The following is a 17,255-nucleotide window of genomic DNA, read 5'->3' as shown; positions in this document are numbered from 1 at the left end:
TTTTAAATTAAGAGGCACATCAGGTGCCTCTTATAAATTATCATATTCTATTATAGTTCTGCATGCAATTTCTTAGTCATATATGTGATGAGCATGTCGAGACCTGCCGCATTCTCACCACCGCGAGGAATGATAATGTCAGCGTATTTTTTCGATGGCTCAACAAACTCCTCATGCATAGGCTTAACAGTCTGTGAATACTGGTCGATGATTGACTCAATGCTACGTCCTCTTTCAATCATGTCTCTCTTGATTCGACGCATAAGTCTCTCATCTGCATCCGTATCTACGAATATTTTAATATCCATAAGATCACGGAGCTCCTTGTTCTCAAGAATAAGAATGCCCTCCATGACAATCACAGTCTTAGGCTCGATGCGAACTGTCTCCTCTGAACGATTGTGAACCACATAATCATAAACTGGCATATCAATTGCGTAGCCCTTAATGAGCTTTCTAACATCCTCTGCCATTCTGTCAGACTCAAATGAATCTGGATGGTCGTAGTTCAAATGGCTTCGCTCTTCAAGAGTCATATCTGGATGAGCCTTGTAGTAAGCATCGTGGCTGATTACCGCAATGTCCTCCCCAAAATAATCCTGTAATTTGTTGATGATTGTAGTCTTGCCTGAAGCAGATCCGCCTGCAACACCAAGAACGCATATCTTCTCTGACATAAAATACCTCGTCTATATCTTTCTATCCTTTGAATCGTTTGAACCCCTCGCCATACACTGCCTTTGATTCCATTATAACAATAAATGCGTCAACATCTATCTTTTTTGCAACACGATTTACCTGGTACATCTGCTTGTCTGAGCAAGCACACATAAGCACCTGTCTCTCGTCGCCCTTGTAGCCACCCTTTGCGGTAAAAATGGTGGTACCTCTCTCCACCGCCTTGTCGATGGCATCGGCGATTGCCTCGGCCTTGTTGGTGACAATCATACACATCATACCAGAGTCGGCAGAAATCATTACCTTATCAACTACGATTGAACCGATGTAGCTGATGACAAAACCATAGCAGAGGGCCTCAAATGAATGAGCGTAAGCGATGGTATCAATCACAATAATCACCACATCCACGATGAAAAAGATTCTTCCAAGTGTCATATGTGGATGCTTGGCCTTGATAAGCATCATGATGAAATCAGCGCCGCCAGTGGATGAATTGCGCATGTAAACAAGGGCGTAGCCCAAGCCTGTAAACACACCGACTATCATGGCATTCAAAAGCGGATTGGCTATATTTGCCTTTGGAATGTAAGGCGCCACAAAATCCATGAACACAGTGCCAATGGCCATAGTCTTAAGGCTCTTAAGCAAAAACTTTTTACCAAGCACCTTGTAGCAAATAAATATCAGCGGTATGTTCATAACCAAAGTAAGCATACCAATATTCCATCTGAAATACTGGTAAAAAATCATGGCGATACCGGTAAAACCTGTCAGTGGAAATTTTGCATCGGCAGCAAAATTATAAAGAGCAATACCTATGCACAAGCCTGACAGAGCATCCATGATAACATCTATTAATATCTCTTTTCTCTTCTCTGAAGACATTATATTACCCCTATTAACTATCCTTATTATTTTATGAGATAAAGCTCTTACGCTAACAAGCATTAGTAATTGTTCCGATGACTACATGTCATCTTCACAATTCTAATAGCTTGTTATCTACAGCTTTATCATTAAATCTATTGGCTGAATATGTGTCATATAATGTTGCCACGTTATTCGACGAATTGGCGGGCGATGCCGTGAAGTACCTTAACTACAGTGTCCATGCCCTCCGCAGTAATGTGTTCCATTGGGCCGTGGAAGTTGTAGCCGCCTGTGCCAAGGTTTGGACAAGGAAGTCCCATAAATGAAAGTCTGGCACCGTCTGTGCCGCCTCGGATTGCAACAGCCTTTGGATTCTCCCCAGCATCCTCAAGTGCCTTAAATGCATAATCGATAAGAAACATGTGTGGCTTGATTTTCTCAAGCATGTTCTGGTACTGGTCCTTTATCTCAAGTACGCAAGTGCCCTCGCCATATTTCTGATTGATGATGTTGGCTGCGTGCTCCATCACCTTCTTTTTATCTGCAAACTTTTTCTCGTCATGGTCACGAATAATATAAGAAAGCTTTGCAGTAGAGACCTCGCCTGACATATCTGTCAAATGGAAGAATCCCTCATATCCACTAGTCTTGCTAGGCACCTCAGTAGGTGGAAGCATGGCATTGAATTCCATTGCAACTAGGGCTGCATTTACCATGATATCCTTGGCATCACCAGGGTGAATGTTGACACCGTTGAACTTAACAGTGGCACCTGCTGCATTGAAGTTCTCGTACTCAACTGCATTTTCCTCGCCGCCGTCTACCGTATATGCGAAGTCAGCGCCAAATGTCTTAACATCAAAATGATCTGCGCCAGCACCAATCTCCTCATCTGGAGTAAAGCCAATGCAAATCTTGCCGTGTGGCTCATTGCTATTTAAAAGCTCCTCCACAAATGTCATAATCTCGGCAATACCTGATTTGTCATCAGCGCCAAGAAGTGTAGTGCCATCTGTGTGGATGAGGGTGCGACCCTTAAGGGACTTAAGATGTGGAAAATCAGCCACTGAAATCACGCGACCTGATGTGCCAAGCACCACATCCTCACCGTCGTAGTTCTCCTCCACGATAGGATTAACATTCTCGCCTGTAAAATCAGGTGCAGTATCCATGTGGGCAATGAAACCGAGGGACTTTTTGTCCTCGTAGCCAGCTGTAGCTGGAATAGTGCCGTAGACATAGCACTTGTCATCTACTCTGGCATCAGTCACACCAAGTGACTGAAGTTCCTCTACAAGGATCTTAGCCAAGTCAAACTGACGGGCTGTAGAAGGCACAGTGGTGCTCTCCTCGTCACTTGTAGTGTATATTTTTACATAGTTCAACAATCTTTCGTATGCTCGCATACTTTTATACTCTCCTCATATCTACTACTCTCAATTTAAAATGCAGCCGATAAAAGCTGCATTTAAATGATTTATTAAATCTTATATTAACCCAAGAGTTCTAAGAATGTAAAGCCATAGGGTCAAAGTAAATGCCGACAAAATAGTGGTGAGCATGACCGTGCCAGCTGATACCGTGCCATCATATCCCATTGATTTGGCCATTACAAAGGAACTAACTGTTGTAGGTGAACCTGTCATAATAAGAATGGCTACCAATCTGTCGTGGGTATATCCCATTCCTATTGCAACTGGAATCCAAAGCCCGCAGAATACGATGAGCTTGAAAAATGTAGCAAGTAGTGTTGGTGCCACCTTTTTTATAGCCTCATCAAATTTGAAACTAGCTCCAAGGGCCATAAGTCCTAGTGGTGTAGCCAAGTCACTGACATAATTAAGTGTCTTAGGAAGTATAATTGAAGCAGGAATCAACGAGCGCAGCAATCCTAGTGTAATACCGATAATAATAGGATTTGTAAGCACTCCGATAAATGTCTTCTTCATAAGGGCTGGAGTGATTTTCCCTTCATTGGTACCTGTAGTCAAAAGGATGACAGCAGCCACATTGTAAAGTGGAACGGCGCCAATAATCATAAGTGGTGTCATACCTGCGCTGCCGTATAGATTAGTGGCAATGCCTACTCCTAAGAGGGCTGCACTGCTTCGATATGTTCCCTGAATAAACTCTGTTCTGACCAGCTTGTCCTTGAAAATAAATGATACTGCCCAACCAATGAGAATGGATGCCATTGTGGCCACAAAGCAAAAGATGATGAATCCACCATCCCAAAGTGCCTCCACCTCAGATGTGGCAAGCTCCTTATAAACAAGAACCGGTAGTGCAATTTTAAAGACGAAAGCATTAATACCTTTTGTAAGACTCTCATTAAAAATCTTTAAAACCTTAAATAAGTATCCCAGCACCATCAAAAGAAAAATAGGTACCGTAGCGTTCAAGCAAAAAATCAAATTGTCTAGCATATCTATACTCCTCAGTCGTAAAAATTTTGCACATTAGTAAAGGGTCCTTAGTAGTAACCCACCAAGAACCCCATTGTCTTTAAATATTATTACTGGCTAATCATGAACTCGAGAAGTCTCTTTGAATCCTCTGGCTCGTAAGCGATAAGCTCAAGCTCAGGAATGATTGTATCGTCAGCCTTAAAAATACTTGAAAGTGATACGAACTGTGAAAGCTTTGACTTAAGATTTAATCTGTCGCCCTCGCCTGTAACTAATTCAACCTTGCCTTCGCAGCTATCAATAACTTTAAAAAATGCTTCTGTGTCTTTAATGTTAGTAATCTTCATAATTTCCTCCTTTAGAGTCTCAACTATAGTCTTTAGTTATCCTAATAATAGTACAACTATAAGTGGATGTCTATATTTTATACGTTGAATCTAAATGTGATTACATCACCGTCAGCTACAACATATTCCTTGCCTTCCATACGAACAAGACCCTTTTCCTTGGCAGCTGTCATAGAACCGTTTGCCATAAGGTCATCGTAGCTTACAACCTCAGCCTTGATGAAGCCACGCTCGAAGTCTGTGTGGATCTTACCAGCAGCCTGTGGAGCCTTTGTTCCCTTCTTGATTGTCCAAGCACGTGTCTCATCCTCACCAGATGTAAGATAAGAAATAAGACCAAGAAGTCTGTATGAAGCAGTGATAAGCTTATCAAGACCTGACTCCTCAAGTCCCATAGCCTCAAGGAACTCCTGCTTTTCTTCCTCAGACTCAAGCTCTGAAATCTCCTGCTCAATCTGAGCTGAGATAACGAATACCTCTGAGCCTTCCTTAGCAGCGTACTCGCGAACTGCCTGTACGTTTTTATTGTTAGCACCGTCATCTGCAAGATCCTCGTCCTCTACATTAGCAGCGTAGATAACTGGCTTTGCAGTAAGGAGATTGTACTCCTTGAAGTAGCCCTCTTCGTCCTCATCTTTAAGCTCGAAAGTCTTAGCCATGTTGCCAGCTTCCATGTGATCAAGAAGTCTCTTCTGCATAGCTGCTTCCTTCTGAAGAGTCTTATCCATACGAGCTGAGCGCTCTGTCTTAGAGTAACGACGCTCCATAACCTCCATATCAGAGAAAAGAAGCTCTAAGTTGATTGTCTCAATATCTCTAAGTGAATCAATGCTTCCATCAACGTGAACAACATTAGCATCCTCGAAGCAACGTACAACGTGAACGATTGCATCTACCTCACGGATGTTTGCAAGGAACTGGTTACCAAGTCCCTCACCCTTTGATGCACCCTTAACAAGACCAGCGATATCAACGAACTCGATTGTAGCTGGAACTGTCTTCTTAGAGTTGTACATCTTAGTAAGCTCATCAAGACGCTTGTCTGGAACTGAAACCACGCCCACATTAGGGTCGATTGTAGCAAATGGATAGTTGGCAGCAAGTGCGCCAGCCTTTGTAAGTGAATTAAAAAGTGTTGACTTTCCAACGTTAGGAAGCCCGACGATTCCCAATTTCATGGTAATTTATCTCCTTCTAAAAAGTAATGATTTACTTTGTTTTTCAATATTTATGACACTTTTGGTCATAGCCTTCTGTATATTACCACATTTCTATTTATTTCTCTACCCTGCATAAAAATAGGCTAGTACGAGTCTGGGCTTACCCAGTGATAAGCACCTAGAATCCTGGACACACATTAATGGACCACTAACCCCGTCCCCTAGTCCTTATGTTCAATATTCAATTAGATCGACAAACTTGAAGTTGTTTAACTCTCCGATTCTATCTTTTTCATAGTGTCTTCTAAAATTACCTCTCGCAATTCTGTAAGCCAAGAGGAAAACGCTACTGTATCGAATGCGTAGGTCTTGTTGAGTTCAAACTCATTTTCAGACCAAGTATCAAGTGGCGATTCATTATGCTGAATCAAGGCTTCTAGTTTATCTAGTGATTTATAAAGCTTGGCTTCCTTAGTTTCTTGCGCATCCATTTCTTTATAAAGTGCTGCCATATCTTCAGATAATTCAGTAGGCAGAGTTTTTACCCATTGATTTAATAATGAATCTTCAACTTCTCTATCTGAATCCGTCTTTATAAATGTCGGAATATCGCCTGTAAAGCACTCGCCAAGATCATGTATAAGGCACATATCAACTACCTTATTTATGTCTAAATCTTTGAATTCATGTCTTAGTAAAAAGGCCATAAGCGAAATTCGCCAGCTATGTTCAGCTACACTTTCTGTCCTACGTTTTGTTGTCGTGCAATGCCTTGGTGTATCTTTTAGTCTTTCCGCAACATGCAATATTTCCAAGTACTCTCTCGCGTCCATAGTATCCTCCCATTCGTTGAGCCTGCACTAAAAGTTGCGCTTTACCTACATCTTTAATAAATTCATAACCAATGTTGTCATGATATCTTTTTCTTCTGGGTTTGATTCTGCAATCATAAGTGTAATAGCAACCAATGCTCCATCACTAATGACTTTCTGCCCATCTCTTATTAATGCATCGTTTTTATCTAAGAACTCTAAAAAAAGAGATGCTGCTATTCTCTTACAACCGTCCGCAAATGGGTGATCCTTTATCATAAAGTACAAAAGATTTGCAGCCTTTTCTTCTAATGATGGATATACCTCACCGCCAAATACATCTTGATATACTGCTGCAAGAATCCCCTCTACTTTTCCTGCCTCTTTTTCAACGCCAAATACATCTGAACTAAAACTATCTTCCATATGATTAATCATATTTCTACAATCTTTATATGTGATTCGATAAACAGGCTTATTTCCTTTTGGTTTGCTCAGCGACTGATGGTCATACTGATCTAAAAGAACTAGCGCATCAGTATAAAGACTAACTGCTCGAAGAACTTCTGCCTCTTCAATTTCCAACGTATTTGCAATAATCTTTGATTGAATCTCAACTGTCTTTTTTAAAGCTGCAAGTCTCTTTTCATTGATTGCATAGCCCTTCATGATATATTGCTTAAGGACATTGTTTGCCCATCGCCTAAAAGCAATACCTTTTTGCGAATTAACTCTATATCCAACAGATAGTATCATGTCCAAATTATAAATCTTCGGTTTTCTACCTCCAGAACTTTTATCGGAAATTCCGATAGAAGTATCATCAAGTTCTCCTTCAGAAAGAATATTATTAATATGCTCACTTATAGTAGCTTGCCTTACATCAAATAATTCTTCCATTTGTTTCTGTGTAAGCCACACTGTTTCCTTATCTGGACTTACTTGAACTTCAATATTCTTTTCACCATCTGTAAATAAAACAATTTCAGTTTTCATAGCATCGGCTCCTCTTATATCTATCTTTTATTCTATCGTTTTACATCTAGAAACTCTACTTCGAATTATCTTTCTTTACTACACTTAAATCCTCGTAATCTTCTGGATAACCGCATCGTCTCAGATAATCCTTTCCTCCATCTACATATACTGCCCCACAAGAACAGCCTTTAAAATCATGTCTTGTTACTGATTCAATAACCTCACCACATTTAAGGCATTTTATGCAATTTTTAACAATTCTCATTCTTCTTATCTCCCAAAAAAATCAATACGCCCTTGTCGATATCGCTTACATTCGCGGTATCAATCCAATGATTAACTCCGCTCATCACTTATCCTCTACTTATATCATCTATATACTTCTAGAATATATAATATACTAATCAAATACTTCTTTATAGTCAATACCAATAGTATAATTAACTATATTATTAATAAATGAGGTTGAATTGATGAATGATAATTACGGAGAGCAAATAAAAAACTATCGCATTAATCTAGGGATGACACAAAACCAAGTGGCAACCGAACTTGATGTAACACCAGGCTATATCAGCAATGTTGAAAACGGGCGTACTGCCATGTCCCTTAAACTCCTTATTTACTATTCTAAACTTATGGGAATAACTCTGGATGAGCTTGTTGGAAAACTTGAGCCAGAATATCAGAAGTCTGCTATCGACAACGCCCTTTGGGATGCAATAAAAACTCTTGATGATGAACAAAAAGAAAAGCTCTTGGCTACAATTAAAATATGGCAAAAATAAAGGACAGCTATCTCTCTTGAAATAACTGTCCTTTATAATCCATAATGGTCCACTAACCCCGTCCCCTAGGGCCTTTCCTCTATAAAATATTCATGCCCAGTCTCTTGGCATCCGCCTGGATTTCCCGAACAGCATAGCCTACCTGGTACTGATTGTATGCGACTGCATCGTACGCTGGGCTTCCCGGCTTGTAGATGGTCTTTCGCATGAGGCCCGCTAACAGCCTTGCCGGAAGAATGCTCATCATCACAATAGCCATATCTGGGCGCACTCCCTTGGCCTTCAAATAGGGAATCATCTTTTTGACATTTTCCATCATAGATGTCAGTCCATCCTCAGATTGAACCACCTTTTCAAAGCTGCCTCTTTTTAATACTTCCATCTCCATAGCGGCATTGAGGACGTAGTGATTCACAAGCCATCCATCAATATCCCTGTGCAATGACACCTTAAATCCTGCTGACTCAAATAGATTTTTCACTGCCTGTTCTCTTTTATTTAGCTTCTTTTCGCTTACCCCCAGCTGGATTATTCCATGTAAAATTCCATGAAGCACATTGTCGGTAATTCCGCCCCCTGCTCCAGGAAATCCTATAACAAACTGCTCCGCAGACAATCCTGAAAGGTTCTTAAGCCTAGATAAAGGATTTCCCATGGTATTGCCCATGAGAAGCACTGTGGCGTCTCCTGCCACAGGCGCAATTGTTTCTATCGCCCCAGCGATCTGCTCTGGATTTACACTGACGATAACAAGATCATAGACTTCCTCAGTAGGTATGTCATAGCGCAAATTAATTGGCCACACCTCATCCACCGACCTCTTTTTACGCCCATCGTATGAGTGCAGCTCTAAAGTATCTGCATAATTGCGGCTGCCGCCCTTTCTCACTAAAAAATCAACCTGGGCTCCGGCCTGCTCCAAAGCCCAGCCGTACTGGGCTCCGATAACACCTCTTCCTAATATCAATATTCTCATATGAAACTCCTTTACTGAACAAATGTTGATTAATGAACAACTGTATGTTATCGTCATCATATAGGATGAAGTTATTTACTTCAATGATTAGTATTCGCGCATATGTTGAGTACTCAACATATCAGATGTATTTGTTCAGAAAGTAGGGAATTATGGATCGAAGAGTTGCAAAAACAAGAAAGCAGATTGTAGCTGCATTTTTTGAACTGTTAAAGAAAAAAAGCTTTGAAAAAATCACAATCCAAGATATTGCTGACAAGGCGGACATCAACCGCGGCACTGTATACCTGCACTTTGCAGACAAATATGCCCTCATGGACTACTGCATCGACAGCTATGTAGATGAGCTCATCAGTCAATGCGGCGAGAATGAAGAAATCCGCCTTCAGCGGGAGGCTTTCCAGCGCCTGTTTGACTATCTAGGCAACCATCTAGAGACTTACCAACTGCTACTAGCTAATGACCGCAACAATACCTTCAACAAAAAACTAACAGCCACCGTAGAACAACAGGTGGCTGTGGCTATTACACATATGTCAAAAAAACAGGGCCCTTCTCAGGAGATGCTCATTCGTTTCCTAGTGTCCGGGCTCTTAGGCGTCATCGACTGGTGGATTAGGAACTACCCAGCCTGCAGCTCTAAAGAGGCTACAGATATCATGCTGGAGCTGTCTACTCCATACCTATAATGGACCACTAACCCCGTCCCCCTGGTCCATCAAGAAGCTTCTCATATATCTCAAGGTCAACATCCTTAAATACATTAAAGACAATCTTCATATCACTTCTCGTTGCGTCCAGCCAATTACTTACTGTATCAACAGCAATCTCTGCCGCTCTCTGATTTGGAAACATAAATACGCCAGTTGATATGCAGCAAAATGCGATTGATTTCAAACCGTTTTCAGCCGCTAAATCAAGACAAGATTTGTAACAAGAAGCTAATAATTCCTCATGCTCTTTTGTTAAAGGTCCCTGAACTATAGGACCTACTGTATGGATAACATACTCGCATGGAAGATTGTATGCAGGGGTAATTTTTGCATGGCCTGTAGGTTCCTGATGACCCTGACGACGCATAATGTCAGCACATTTTAGGCGAAGCTGAATTCCTGATTTTGAGTGGATAATGTTGTCGATGCAATTATGAAGGGGCTGAAAGCATCCACACATTCCTGAATTAGCCGCATTTACGATAGCATCAACCTTTAGTCTGGTTATATCCCCCTGCCAGACATAGATGTTGATTCTTGATTCTACTGGCTTTAACTCATCTATAGATACCAACCCACTGCTTGCATTTTCTTCCTTTAAATACTCATCCTGAATCCGTAAGAATTCTTCACTTATAGTTTTTGGCTCTCTCACATTCATTAGAGCCCTAAGAAAATCCTTCTGGTCTTTTGCAGCCTCTGGAATATCGTAATTGCGATAATAATCATCCTCTGCCATAAGCTCTTTTATGAGCCACATTCTTCTTTCAGTTTGGTTCATAATAAACCTCCACCTATTTCAATCCAGCAAGTATTTCATCTATATAACCCCGTCCCCCTGGGTCATCAATGACCAATCCAAACACAATGCTCCTCAGCCTCAGTGTTAAACAAAATATACTTCTCCAGCACATCCTGCATCTTAAGCTCCTCAACATCATACTCATTCATATTTTCCAGAATCCTATCGTCAAGGGCCGACACCGGAGTGCCTGGAATATATAAAATATAATGCACCGCACTACTATCCTCTAATCCGTATGGGGTTATGTATATTCGATAAGCCTCGTACCCGTTGGATAATGTCTCATATCCTTCTGTATCTGGAGTATATTTCAAATCTATATCAGACATAGTCAATGAATATGAATACTCATCAATCTTTTTTGCATAAGTGAATCTTCCAATAAACTCATTGATAGTTGTTATTTCATTCTCATAATCACTTTCATGATAATCCCCTTCAAAGCTACCGTTTTTGTCTACGGAAAACGCAGTTTCAGTTCCTCCCTCAACCCTAGATAAACTAAAATCTATAGGAAAATACTCCATTATCTCCAAGAAATTGTCACTATTATAACTAGCTATATATGGCTCGAAATTAATCTCCAATTCCTTCCACTCAGCCTCAGCCCCATTTTTAATTGTCTCGGTAAGCCCAACTTCGGCCTCTCTGTCAGCTATCATTTCTTCCACCTCTGACAGAGTATAGAAGTACTCTCCACCATAATATTTTCTAAGTGGACTATCCTCGTCATATATAGACTCATCACCATCTAGCTCGCAGTAACAATAACCTCTGTATCCATGCTCCCAATCTAAGAATTCATCTTCTTTAGCGAACTTGCCATAAGAACGAACAGTATCGCCCTCATAATATTCACCTGAATTTGGCGTGTTAAAATGAAAATCAATCAGAATGTACTCACCACTATACTTAGCGACTTCATCCTCTGACAATTCATAGGCGCCTCCATTCCCGTAAAGTACTCTATCCTCCTCAGATATCCACGCAAGCTCAGTAGAATCTGAATATATGAAATGCCACTTCCCGTCGCCATCCACGAAACTTTTATTGAAAGAATGACTAGCAGCTCCTCCAGAACCATCACCGTAAATATAGCCATATTCATTAATATGGATGTAGCTCCTACTCCAGGCCACATCCGAATATACGGTCTTAAGCTTTCCATCAAATTCCTTGATAATAATATACTCAATCCATCCCTCAGCTGACATTGGAGTGTCAATATGAAGCGCTAATTCAGGCTCGCCGTCAGCCCCACAATCAATGTAGGCATATTCTATTTTATCAAGCCATATCTCAACAGAGTCATCATCCCCTATATAATCAGCAATGATACAATTAACAAGCTCTTCTAGGGTGTACTCCTCACCCTCATAATTCTCAAATGAATAATATTCGCCCTGCTGCACATGTTTGCCAATTGTAACAGGCACCTCGTTATTAAGAAATCTTTCATAGAGGTCCTGAGCATCAATCTCTGATTCTTCCTCAGATTCCTCCACTTTACTGACATCTGGGATCTCAGAAATATCAGCAGACGCTGCCTCTTTCTTACCACATCCTGCCAGTAGCATTATGCCTATTAAAAAAATCGCTGTTAATCTATTTTTCATAAAAAATCACCTCTTGTAACAATGGTCCACTAACCCCGTCCCTCTAGTCCTTTTCTAGCCTTCGCCTGCTCAATAAGCTGCTGCGCCTCCTTAAATGCTTCTGGGAGATAATCAGCGTACCATTCTTTTCCAGCTTTCTCCGCCTTCTTTATCTCTTCCCAAGCAGCATGTTGCTCTTCCCTAGACGAGTAGGATACGCCACTAAACACATGAGGATGCCTCCGCACCATCTTATCAGCGACAACCTGGCAAACATCTTCAAATGTAAATAGGCCTTCCTCTTCTGCTATCACACTGTGAAACATCACCTGCAAAAGCAAATCCCCTAACTCTTCCTTTAGATTCTCCGCATCATTTGTTCTTTCAAGAATGTTAATTCCACTGACCACCTCGGCAGCTTCCTCAATTACCTCTGGCTTGAGACTAGTGTGGGTCTGCGCTCTGTCCCATGGACAGCCAGTCTCGCTCCTTAAAGTCTCAACTATTTCCTTTAGTCTATCTATCTGTGCCATATTATCTCCTAAAATTTTTAAACAAGCCGCAGTAGCTCATGCTATTGCGGCTTCAATTTTATAATTAATATATCACATTTATATCTCTTCCATGTACCATTTCGTCAAACCTACGGGTTTTTTAGCGTTTTTTCCATATCGCCCGTAAAAATTTTGAAAATATCCACTCACTGTGTATTATCTCAGCCCATATGATAGACATCACTTCCATCTTGGGTAGTAACCAGCAATCCATGCTCCTCAAAGGCATCTCCACCTCAGCAAAACTCGCAAATCCCTACGGGTATATTCGCCATTTTCATTTTATACCCGTAGGTTTTGAATTCCGGCTCTCAAGTTATGCCACAGTGACCGTTTCAAAACCCATTTTCTCGAAAAATGGACCACTAACCCCGTCCCCCTGGTCCATCGCGCCATGGGCCAATTCTATTCTAATACTCCTTTTCCTTTTAAATAGTCACCAATATATTCAATAACTTTCTCTGCTCTTGTAATTTGTTTTTTAGCTTCATCTTTTGATGCAATAAAGAAGTCCAAATAATCAGCTTTCTCTCTGTTTTCAGAAGCCTCTTTTATTAGTTTTGAAACTTCTTTAGGAAACACTCCACTTTTAACATACTCCTGATTAAAATGCGCTATAACACCACTGTGTTTGCTACTATCAAAACCGTCCAATGCATTGACAGCTCTAATGGCATGAAATATTGCATAATAACCTCTATTCAGTGAATTTTTATACCTTCCATTCTCAAACATGAGCTTTTCGTCATACAAATCTTCTTGGCTTGTCTCGAATCTATACTTCGCTAACTCAGTCATGCTGCTTTCCATAAAATAATTCCCTCTTTCTCAACATTTTTATAAAAAGGAAGTGTTTTATTCCACTCCACATATTGATCATAATCTATTGGAACAACAGATAACGTAACTGCCAAATCCAATTCATAGTCAACAACTATATCAACCATTTTGTCATGCATTTCTTCTGTATTTCCAACTTTAAGAATAACTGCGATATCCACATCTGATTCAGGTGTCTCTTCGCCTCTAGCGTATGAACCATACAGTACTATACTATCTAAACTAGCCCCATAGGTTTCACTTAGTTTTATACACATTTCCTTAAGCGAATGCATCAACTCTGGATTATGCTGATTAAGCATAACTTTCTGTCTCCACTTCCTATATTTTCCACTTCTAAGTCTTTTATCAGCTGGCAACGTTGTATCCTTTGGAATGAGCCACTGCCTACCAACCTTTTCCCCCGACAATGTACCATTAATAAGCATTCTACGTATATTACCAGGATCTTTACCTGTTAAATTAGAAAATTCATTTACTGTATAATAACTTACCATTATCTTCACCTCTGTTTTGACTATAACACGCTATCGTGTAATTGTCAAAATAGCCCCTGGTCCATCAAACAAGCCGCAGTAGCATTAGCTATTGCGGCTTGAACATTTCTAATCTACTATATCATTTTTCTATATCGTTCCATGTCCTTGGCATCAATTTTAAGTACTGCACATGCCTGTTCAAAAGAATAGTTAAATGATTGCATGATACTCTTTATCGAAAAAGCTATGCCTTCCGCTCTACCCTTATTAGTCAAATCTATAACAGCCTTGCACATATTATAATTACCTTCCTTGTTCATCATTCGCCATCTCCACGCTCACTTTTAGCAGGAACCTCTCTCCTAATAGTTCGCGAAGCAACAAATCCTCCAATCAATCCTAGCATCATCCCTACAGTCATCCATGTTCCAATGCGGTAATTAATAACCCCAAAGGCTGCCCCGATTGTGATGCCAATCAATACGCCAATGCACATGCATGAAAACACGCTATCGAATCTTCTCTTCCGCTCCTTCACATACCTTCGCACTATCTCAAGTCCACCCATTGGCACGCAAAACTTCTCATCTCTCGGCGGCTGGCAAGCCCTGTACACCTCTTCCAGTTCAAACCATTCCACCCCATCCAGCTCTTCCTCCTGAATGGTAATATCGTCAATACCTGCCTCCTCGTCGTAGACATACACAAACGCTATTTCATTGTCCTTGAAGGGCTTCCCATGGAATTCCTTCTCATACTGAATAGGAAATGTCCCTGCAAAATGCAAATCCTCCGGCACTACCTGAAGACCAAGCTCCTCCGATAACTCTCTGATAGCCGACTCCAGCGGCTCGTCTCCCGCCTGGATATGGCCCGCTGATGAAGTATCATATCTGCCAGGGAAAGAATCCTTGTTAAGTGCCCTCTTCTGCAGTAGCACCTCCGTCTTGTCCCCATTTTCCCGAAGCACCCATATGTGCGCAGTTCTGTGTCTAACGCCATTGGCATGAGCCTGTGACCTAGTCACCCTCTCGCCAGTAGGCTGCCCATTTTCATCTACGATGTCAAAAATCTCGTCTGCCATTTTATTCTCCTCCATCAACAATTCAACCGTAAATGGTCCACTAACCCCGTCCCCCTGGTCCATTACTTGCTTCTGAGCAGAAACAACCTTCTGTTTAATCTTTCATTAACTTCTCTACATTAATCTTATAAATCATGAGTCTCAATAAATAATCCGGCATTTTTCTATTTCCAAGTTCCCAATCCTGCAAGGTTCGATATGGAATTCCGAAATAATCACAAAACTCGCGTCTTGTCATTCCCGTACTCTCTCTTAACTCAATCAAAACATCTTTATTGTCTCTATTTTGAACATCCATAATATTTATTGCTCCATAAATTTACATTGTTATAGTCTCAATCTTAGCAATTTCATCTTTTAATGCTAATTTTGTAGTTCTAATATCAATGTCGTTTTGCAACTTAAGGAAATATTCATCAGAAACGCCGAAGTACTTTCCTAGCCTCAAAGATGTATCAACCGTTATTTTTCTCCTATCATGTAAAATATCCTGAACTCTAGATGTTGGCACAAAAATATCTTGAGCCAACTTATAAGCAGATATTCCCATAGGTTCCATAAATTCTTCTTTTAATATTTCCCCAACCGTAGGTGTGCTAATTCGCCTAGCCATATGACCTCCTAATGATAATCAACAATTTCAACATCATAAAAATCATTATCTTTTTCAGTAAAACATATGCGAAATTGATCATTAATGTAACTCCATTATACACGCTACACGTGTACATTTCAATCATGTATATAAGCGCGCCATAGCACGCATCGCGTATATATGATACCACCCGCAACGCGTATATTCAACCCGTTCACAAATTCAAAACACAAATGCGTTACCATCCCCTTATCAAACAAAACAGAAAGGAAGGATTGTAATCGGCTCCGCCGATGATATCAAAAAGGACCCTGAATACTCAGAGTCCTTACGTTAAAAGATATTTGGTTACCGTCGCCTCTGTAACATCTCTTTTGACCCATAGGGTGCGTGGTTGCAACGAAATTTACCACCTCAAATACCTCTTATTTGTATAAGTATGTTAACAAGATTATAGTCTTTTGTAAAGAATTCGCTTATTTCTTAATTTGTAGTCTGTTCACTTTTAACGGAAGGATTGTAATGGACCACTAACCCCGTCCCCCTGGTCCATTACTTCTGAGACACTCCAGTTGAATTTCTTATTTTCTTAACTCCTGCTGCTTCATATATTTTAACAGGCTCTACCACAATCTTATGTCTTTTAAGAATAGGTTTTTCACTCTGAGCATCCTCAAGTGCTTCATTAAGACCTGTCATAATACTATTAAATACTCTGTTATCGCTCATATTACTCACCTCCAAGGCCTCCTTTTAAGCACTTCAATCACAGCCACTGAATAAACCCAGTCTTATCCCCACTATTGTACCCAGCGTGCTCATAGAACCCCAGCGTCTCGGCATCCTTCGCCCCAGTCATCAGGAATATCTTATAGCAATCCGCCTCCTGGGCAACGCTCTTCGCATAGTCAAGGCAAGCCCTGGCATATCCGCATTTACGGTAATCCTCGTGGGTCACCACATTCTCCACAAAGGCATATGGTCTCACATTCCAGGTAAGATTCGGAATGATAATGCAGGTGCATGACGACACTATCTTGCCATCCACTTCATTTACAATCAGGTGATAATCCTCGTCAGTAAGAATCTTCTCCCAAATCTCAGCAAGATGTTCATCATGCTCCGGAATGCTCTTCTCATGAAGGAAAAGATACAGTTCCAGCATCGAATCTAAATCTTCAAATGTAACCTCTCGTACCATGTTGGCCTCCTATATTTTACACACGTATTTTACCATTCCTAGCAGCCCGCTCCGCGGCCAGGTCTGCCCGAGCTCCACAGACCACGGGCTAGCGCCCGCAAGGAAGGATTGTAATCGGCTTCGCCGATGTATTATAAAATTTTATTTTCCATTAAGATTTATCAGCGCCGCAAAATCCTCAAAGTACCAATCCTTCGTAGGCTTCTGCCCACCAGCCTTCTTAAAGAAGCAGCTAGGTATCTCCCGCTGGGCCAAGTTCTTGGCTATGCATGGTGTACATCCCTTGTCATGATTGGTAGGATGACATGGACATGCCGTGTCTGTGCATGTGCAAAATGAAACCGATGATTGATTCTCCGACATATCTAT

24 protein-coding genes are annotated in these 17,255 nt (G+C 40.8%); 2 read left to right on the top strand and 22 right to left on the bottom strand.

Annotation, left to right across the window (positions count from 1 at the left end; genetic code table 11):
- Positions 1-50: 50 nt before the first annotated feature.
- The 9 genes from udk to F0Q01_RS01135 all read right to left on the bottom strand — a co-directional run bounded on the left by udk (position 51) and on the right by F0Q01_RS01135 (position 7,521).
- Positions 51-677, bottom strand: a complete 627-nt coding sequence (gene udk, locus F0Q01_RS01175; RefSeq protein WP_090152232.1) for a uridine kinase — start codon at positions 675-677, stop codon at positions 51-53.
- 22 nt (positions 678-699) lie between these two features.
- On the bottom strand, positions 700-1,566 hold the full coding sequence (locus F0Q01_RS01170; protein WP_090152234.1) for a YitT family protein: 867 nt from the start codon (positions 1,564-1,566) through the stop codon (positions 700-702).
- A gap of 173 nt (positions 1,567-1,739) precedes the next feature.
- The gene (pepT, locus tag F0Q01_RS01165; protein WP_090485339.1) at positions 1,740-2,957 is read right to left on the bottom strand and encodes a peptidase T; all 1,218 of its coding nucleotides are present in this window, start codon (positions 2,955-2,957) and stop codon (positions 1,740-1,742) included.
- 81 nt (positions 2,958-3,038) lie between these two features.
- Complete coding sequence (locus F0Q01_RS01160; protein ID WP_090485336.1) at positions 3,039-3,977, bottom strand: AEC family transporter; 939 nt, start codon at positions 3,975-3,977, stop codon at positions 3,039-3,041.
- Positions 3,978-4,066: 89 nt separating this feature from the next.
- A complete protein-coding gene (locus tag F0Q01_RS01155; protein ID WP_090152242.1) occupies positions 4,067-4,306 on the bottom strand; it encodes a polya polymerase in 240 nt (79 codons plus the stop codon).
- A 77-nt stretch (positions 4,307-4,383) separates the two neighbouring features.
- Positions 4,384-5,484 (bottom strand): redox-regulated ATPase YchF, encoded by a 1,101-nt coding sequence (gene ychF / locus F0Q01_RS01150; protein WP_090485333.1) that lies wholly within the window; start codon positions 5,482-5,484, stop codon positions 4,384-4,386.
- Positions 5,485-5,735: 251 nt separating this feature from the next.
- Complete coding sequence (locus F0Q01_RS01145) at positions 5,736-6,299, bottom strand: HD domain-containing protein (RefSeq protein ID WP_090485330.1); 564 nt, start codon at positions 6,297-6,299, stop codon at positions 5,736-5,738.
- A gap of 45 nt (positions 6,300-6,344) precedes the next feature.
- Positions 6,345-7,274: a RhuM family protein gene (gene rhuM, locus F0Q01_RS01140; RefSeq protein WP_090485327.1), complete on the bottom strand. Its 930-nt coding sequence runs from the start codon at positions 7,272-7,274 to the stop codon at positions 6,345-6,347.
- A gap of 55 nt (positions 7,275-7,329) precedes the next feature.
- The gene (locus F0Q01_RS01135; protein ID WP_090485324.1) at positions 7,330-7,521 is read right to left on the bottom strand and encodes a DUF7695 domain-containing protein; all 192 of its coding nucleotides are present in this window, start codon (positions 7,519-7,521) and stop codon (positions 7,330-7,332) included.
- Between the two features lie 208 nt (positions 7,522-7,729).
- Between F0Q01_RS01135 and F0Q01_RS01130 the strand changes: the two genes are divergently transcribed.
- A complete protein-coding gene (locus tag F0Q01_RS01130; protein WP_090485321.1) occupies positions 7,730-8,044 on the top strand; it encodes a helix-turn-helix domain-containing protein in 315 nt (104 codons plus the stop codon).
- A gap of 79 nt (positions 8,045-8,123) precedes the next feature.
- Here F0Q01_RS01130 and F0Q01_RS01125 read toward each other — a convergent pair whose 3' ends face one another.
- Positions 8,124-9,020 carry a ketopantoate reductase family protein gene (locus F0Q01_RS01125; protein WP_163927097.1) on the bottom strand — a complete coding sequence of 299 codons (897 nt, stop codon included), beginning with the start codon at positions 9,018-9,020 and terminating at the stop codon, positions 8,124-8,126.
- A 152-nt stretch (positions 9,021-9,172) separates the two neighbouring features.
- Here F0Q01_RS01125 and F0Q01_RS01120 point away from each other — a divergent pair, with 152 nt between their 5' ends.
- The gene (locus tag F0Q01_RS01120) at positions 9,173-9,709 is read left to right on the top strand and encodes a TetR/AcrR family transcriptional regulator (RefSeq protein ID WP_090485314.1); all 537 of its coding nucleotides are present in this window, start codon (positions 9,173-9,175) and stop codon (positions 9,707-9,709) included.
- A gap of 7 nt (positions 9,710-9,716) precedes the next feature.
- Here F0Q01_RS01120 and F0Q01_RS01115 read toward each other — a convergent pair whose 3' ends face one another.
- From F0Q01_RS01115 to F0Q01_RS01060, 12 genes are all read right to left on the bottom strand, one after another.
- Positions 9,717-10,514 carry a protein-ADP-ribose hydrolase gene (locus F0Q01_RS01115; RefSeq protein WP_090485311.1) on the bottom strand — a complete coding sequence of 266 codons (798 nt, stop codon included), beginning with the start codon at positions 10,512-10,514 and terminating at the stop codon, positions 9,717-9,719.
- Between the two features lie 65 nt (positions 10,515-10,579).
- Positions 10,580-12,154 carry a hypothetical protein gene (locus F0Q01_RS01110; protein WP_090485308.1) on the bottom strand — a complete coding sequence of 525 codons (1,575 nt, stop codon included), beginning with the start codon at positions 12,152-12,154 and terminating at the stop codon, positions 10,580-10,582.
- Positions 12,155-12,183: 29 nt separating this feature from the next.
- Positions 12,184-12,666: a MazG nucleotide pyrophosphohydrolase domain-containing protein gene (locus tag F0Q01_RS01105; protein ID WP_090485305.1), complete on the bottom strand. Its 483-nt coding sequence runs from the start codon at positions 12,664-12,666 to the stop codon at positions 12,184-12,186.
- Positions 12,667-13,092: 426 nt separating this feature from the next.
- Entirely contained in the window at positions 13,093-13,497 is a 405-nt protein-coding gene (locus tag F0Q01_RS01100) for a HEPN domain-containing protein (protein ID WP_090485302.1), read from the bottom strand.
- The gene (locus tag F0Q01_RS13815; protein ID WP_242941815.1) at positions 13,482-14,024 is read right to left on the bottom strand and encodes a nucleotidyltransferase domain-containing protein; all 543 of its coding nucleotides are present in this window, start codon (positions 14,022-14,024) and stop codon (positions 13,482-13,484) included. The genes F0Q01_RS01100 and F0Q01_RS13815 overlap by 16 nt, the downstream gene beginning before the upstream one ends.
- Positions 14,025-14,140: 116 nt before the next feature.
- A complete protein-coding gene (locus F0Q01_RS01090; protein WP_090485298.1) occupies positions 14,141-14,329 on the bottom strand; it encodes a hypothetical protein in 189 nt (62 codons plus the stop codon).
- Positions 14,326-15,090 (bottom strand): NUDIX hydrolase, encoded by a 765-nt coding sequence (locus tag F0Q01_RS01085; protein ID WP_090485295.1) that lies wholly within the window; start codon positions 15,088-15,090, stop codon positions 14,326-14,328. Before F0Q01_RS01085 ends, F0Q01_RS01090 begins: the two co-directional genes overlap by 4 nt.
- A 94-nt stretch (positions 15,091-15,184) precedes the next feature.
- Complete coding sequence (locus F0Q01_RS01080; RefSeq protein WP_090485291.1) at positions 15,185-15,388, bottom strand: helix-turn-helix domain-containing protein; 204 nt, start codon at positions 15,386-15,388, stop codon at positions 15,185-15,187.
- Positions 15,389-15,409: 21 nt separating this feature from the next.
- Complete coding sequence (locus F0Q01_RS01075) at positions 15,410-15,703, bottom strand: HigA family addiction module antitoxin (RefSeq protein ID WP_090485287.1); 294 nt, start codon at positions 15,701-15,703, stop codon at positions 15,410-15,412.
- Positions 15,704-16,237: 534 nt separating this feature from the next.
- Positions 16,238-16,414, bottom strand: coding sequence for a hypothetical protein (locus F0Q01_RS01070; RefSeq protein WP_177209262.1), 177 nt, complete (start codon positions 16,412-16,414; stop codon positions 16,238-16,240).
- A 37-nt stretch (positions 16,415-16,451) separates the two neighbouring features.
- Positions 16,452-16,886 (bottom strand): GNAT family N-acetyltransferase, encoded by a 435-nt coding sequence (locus F0Q01_RS01065; RefSeq protein ID WP_090485285.1) that lies wholly within the window; start codon positions 16,884-16,886, stop codon positions 16,452-16,454.
- 141 nt (positions 16,887-17,027) lie between these two features.
- Positions 17,028-17,249, bottom strand: a complete 222-nt coding sequence (locus F0Q01_RS01060) for a DUF6485 family protein (protein ID WP_090485283.1) — start codon at positions 17,247-17,249, stop codon at positions 17,028-17,030.
- Between the last annotated feature and the right edge of the window lie 6 nt (positions 17,250-17,255).

This window comes from Pseudobutyrivibrio xylanivorans (assembly GCF_010906925.1).
Taxonomy (GTDB): domain Bacteria; phylum Bacillota; class Clostridia; order Lachnospirales; family Lachnospiraceae; genus Pseudobutyrivibrio.
The sequence above is the reverse complement of the archived record's forward strand: the minus strand, read 5'-3'. Positions and strand labels throughout refer to the sequence as shown.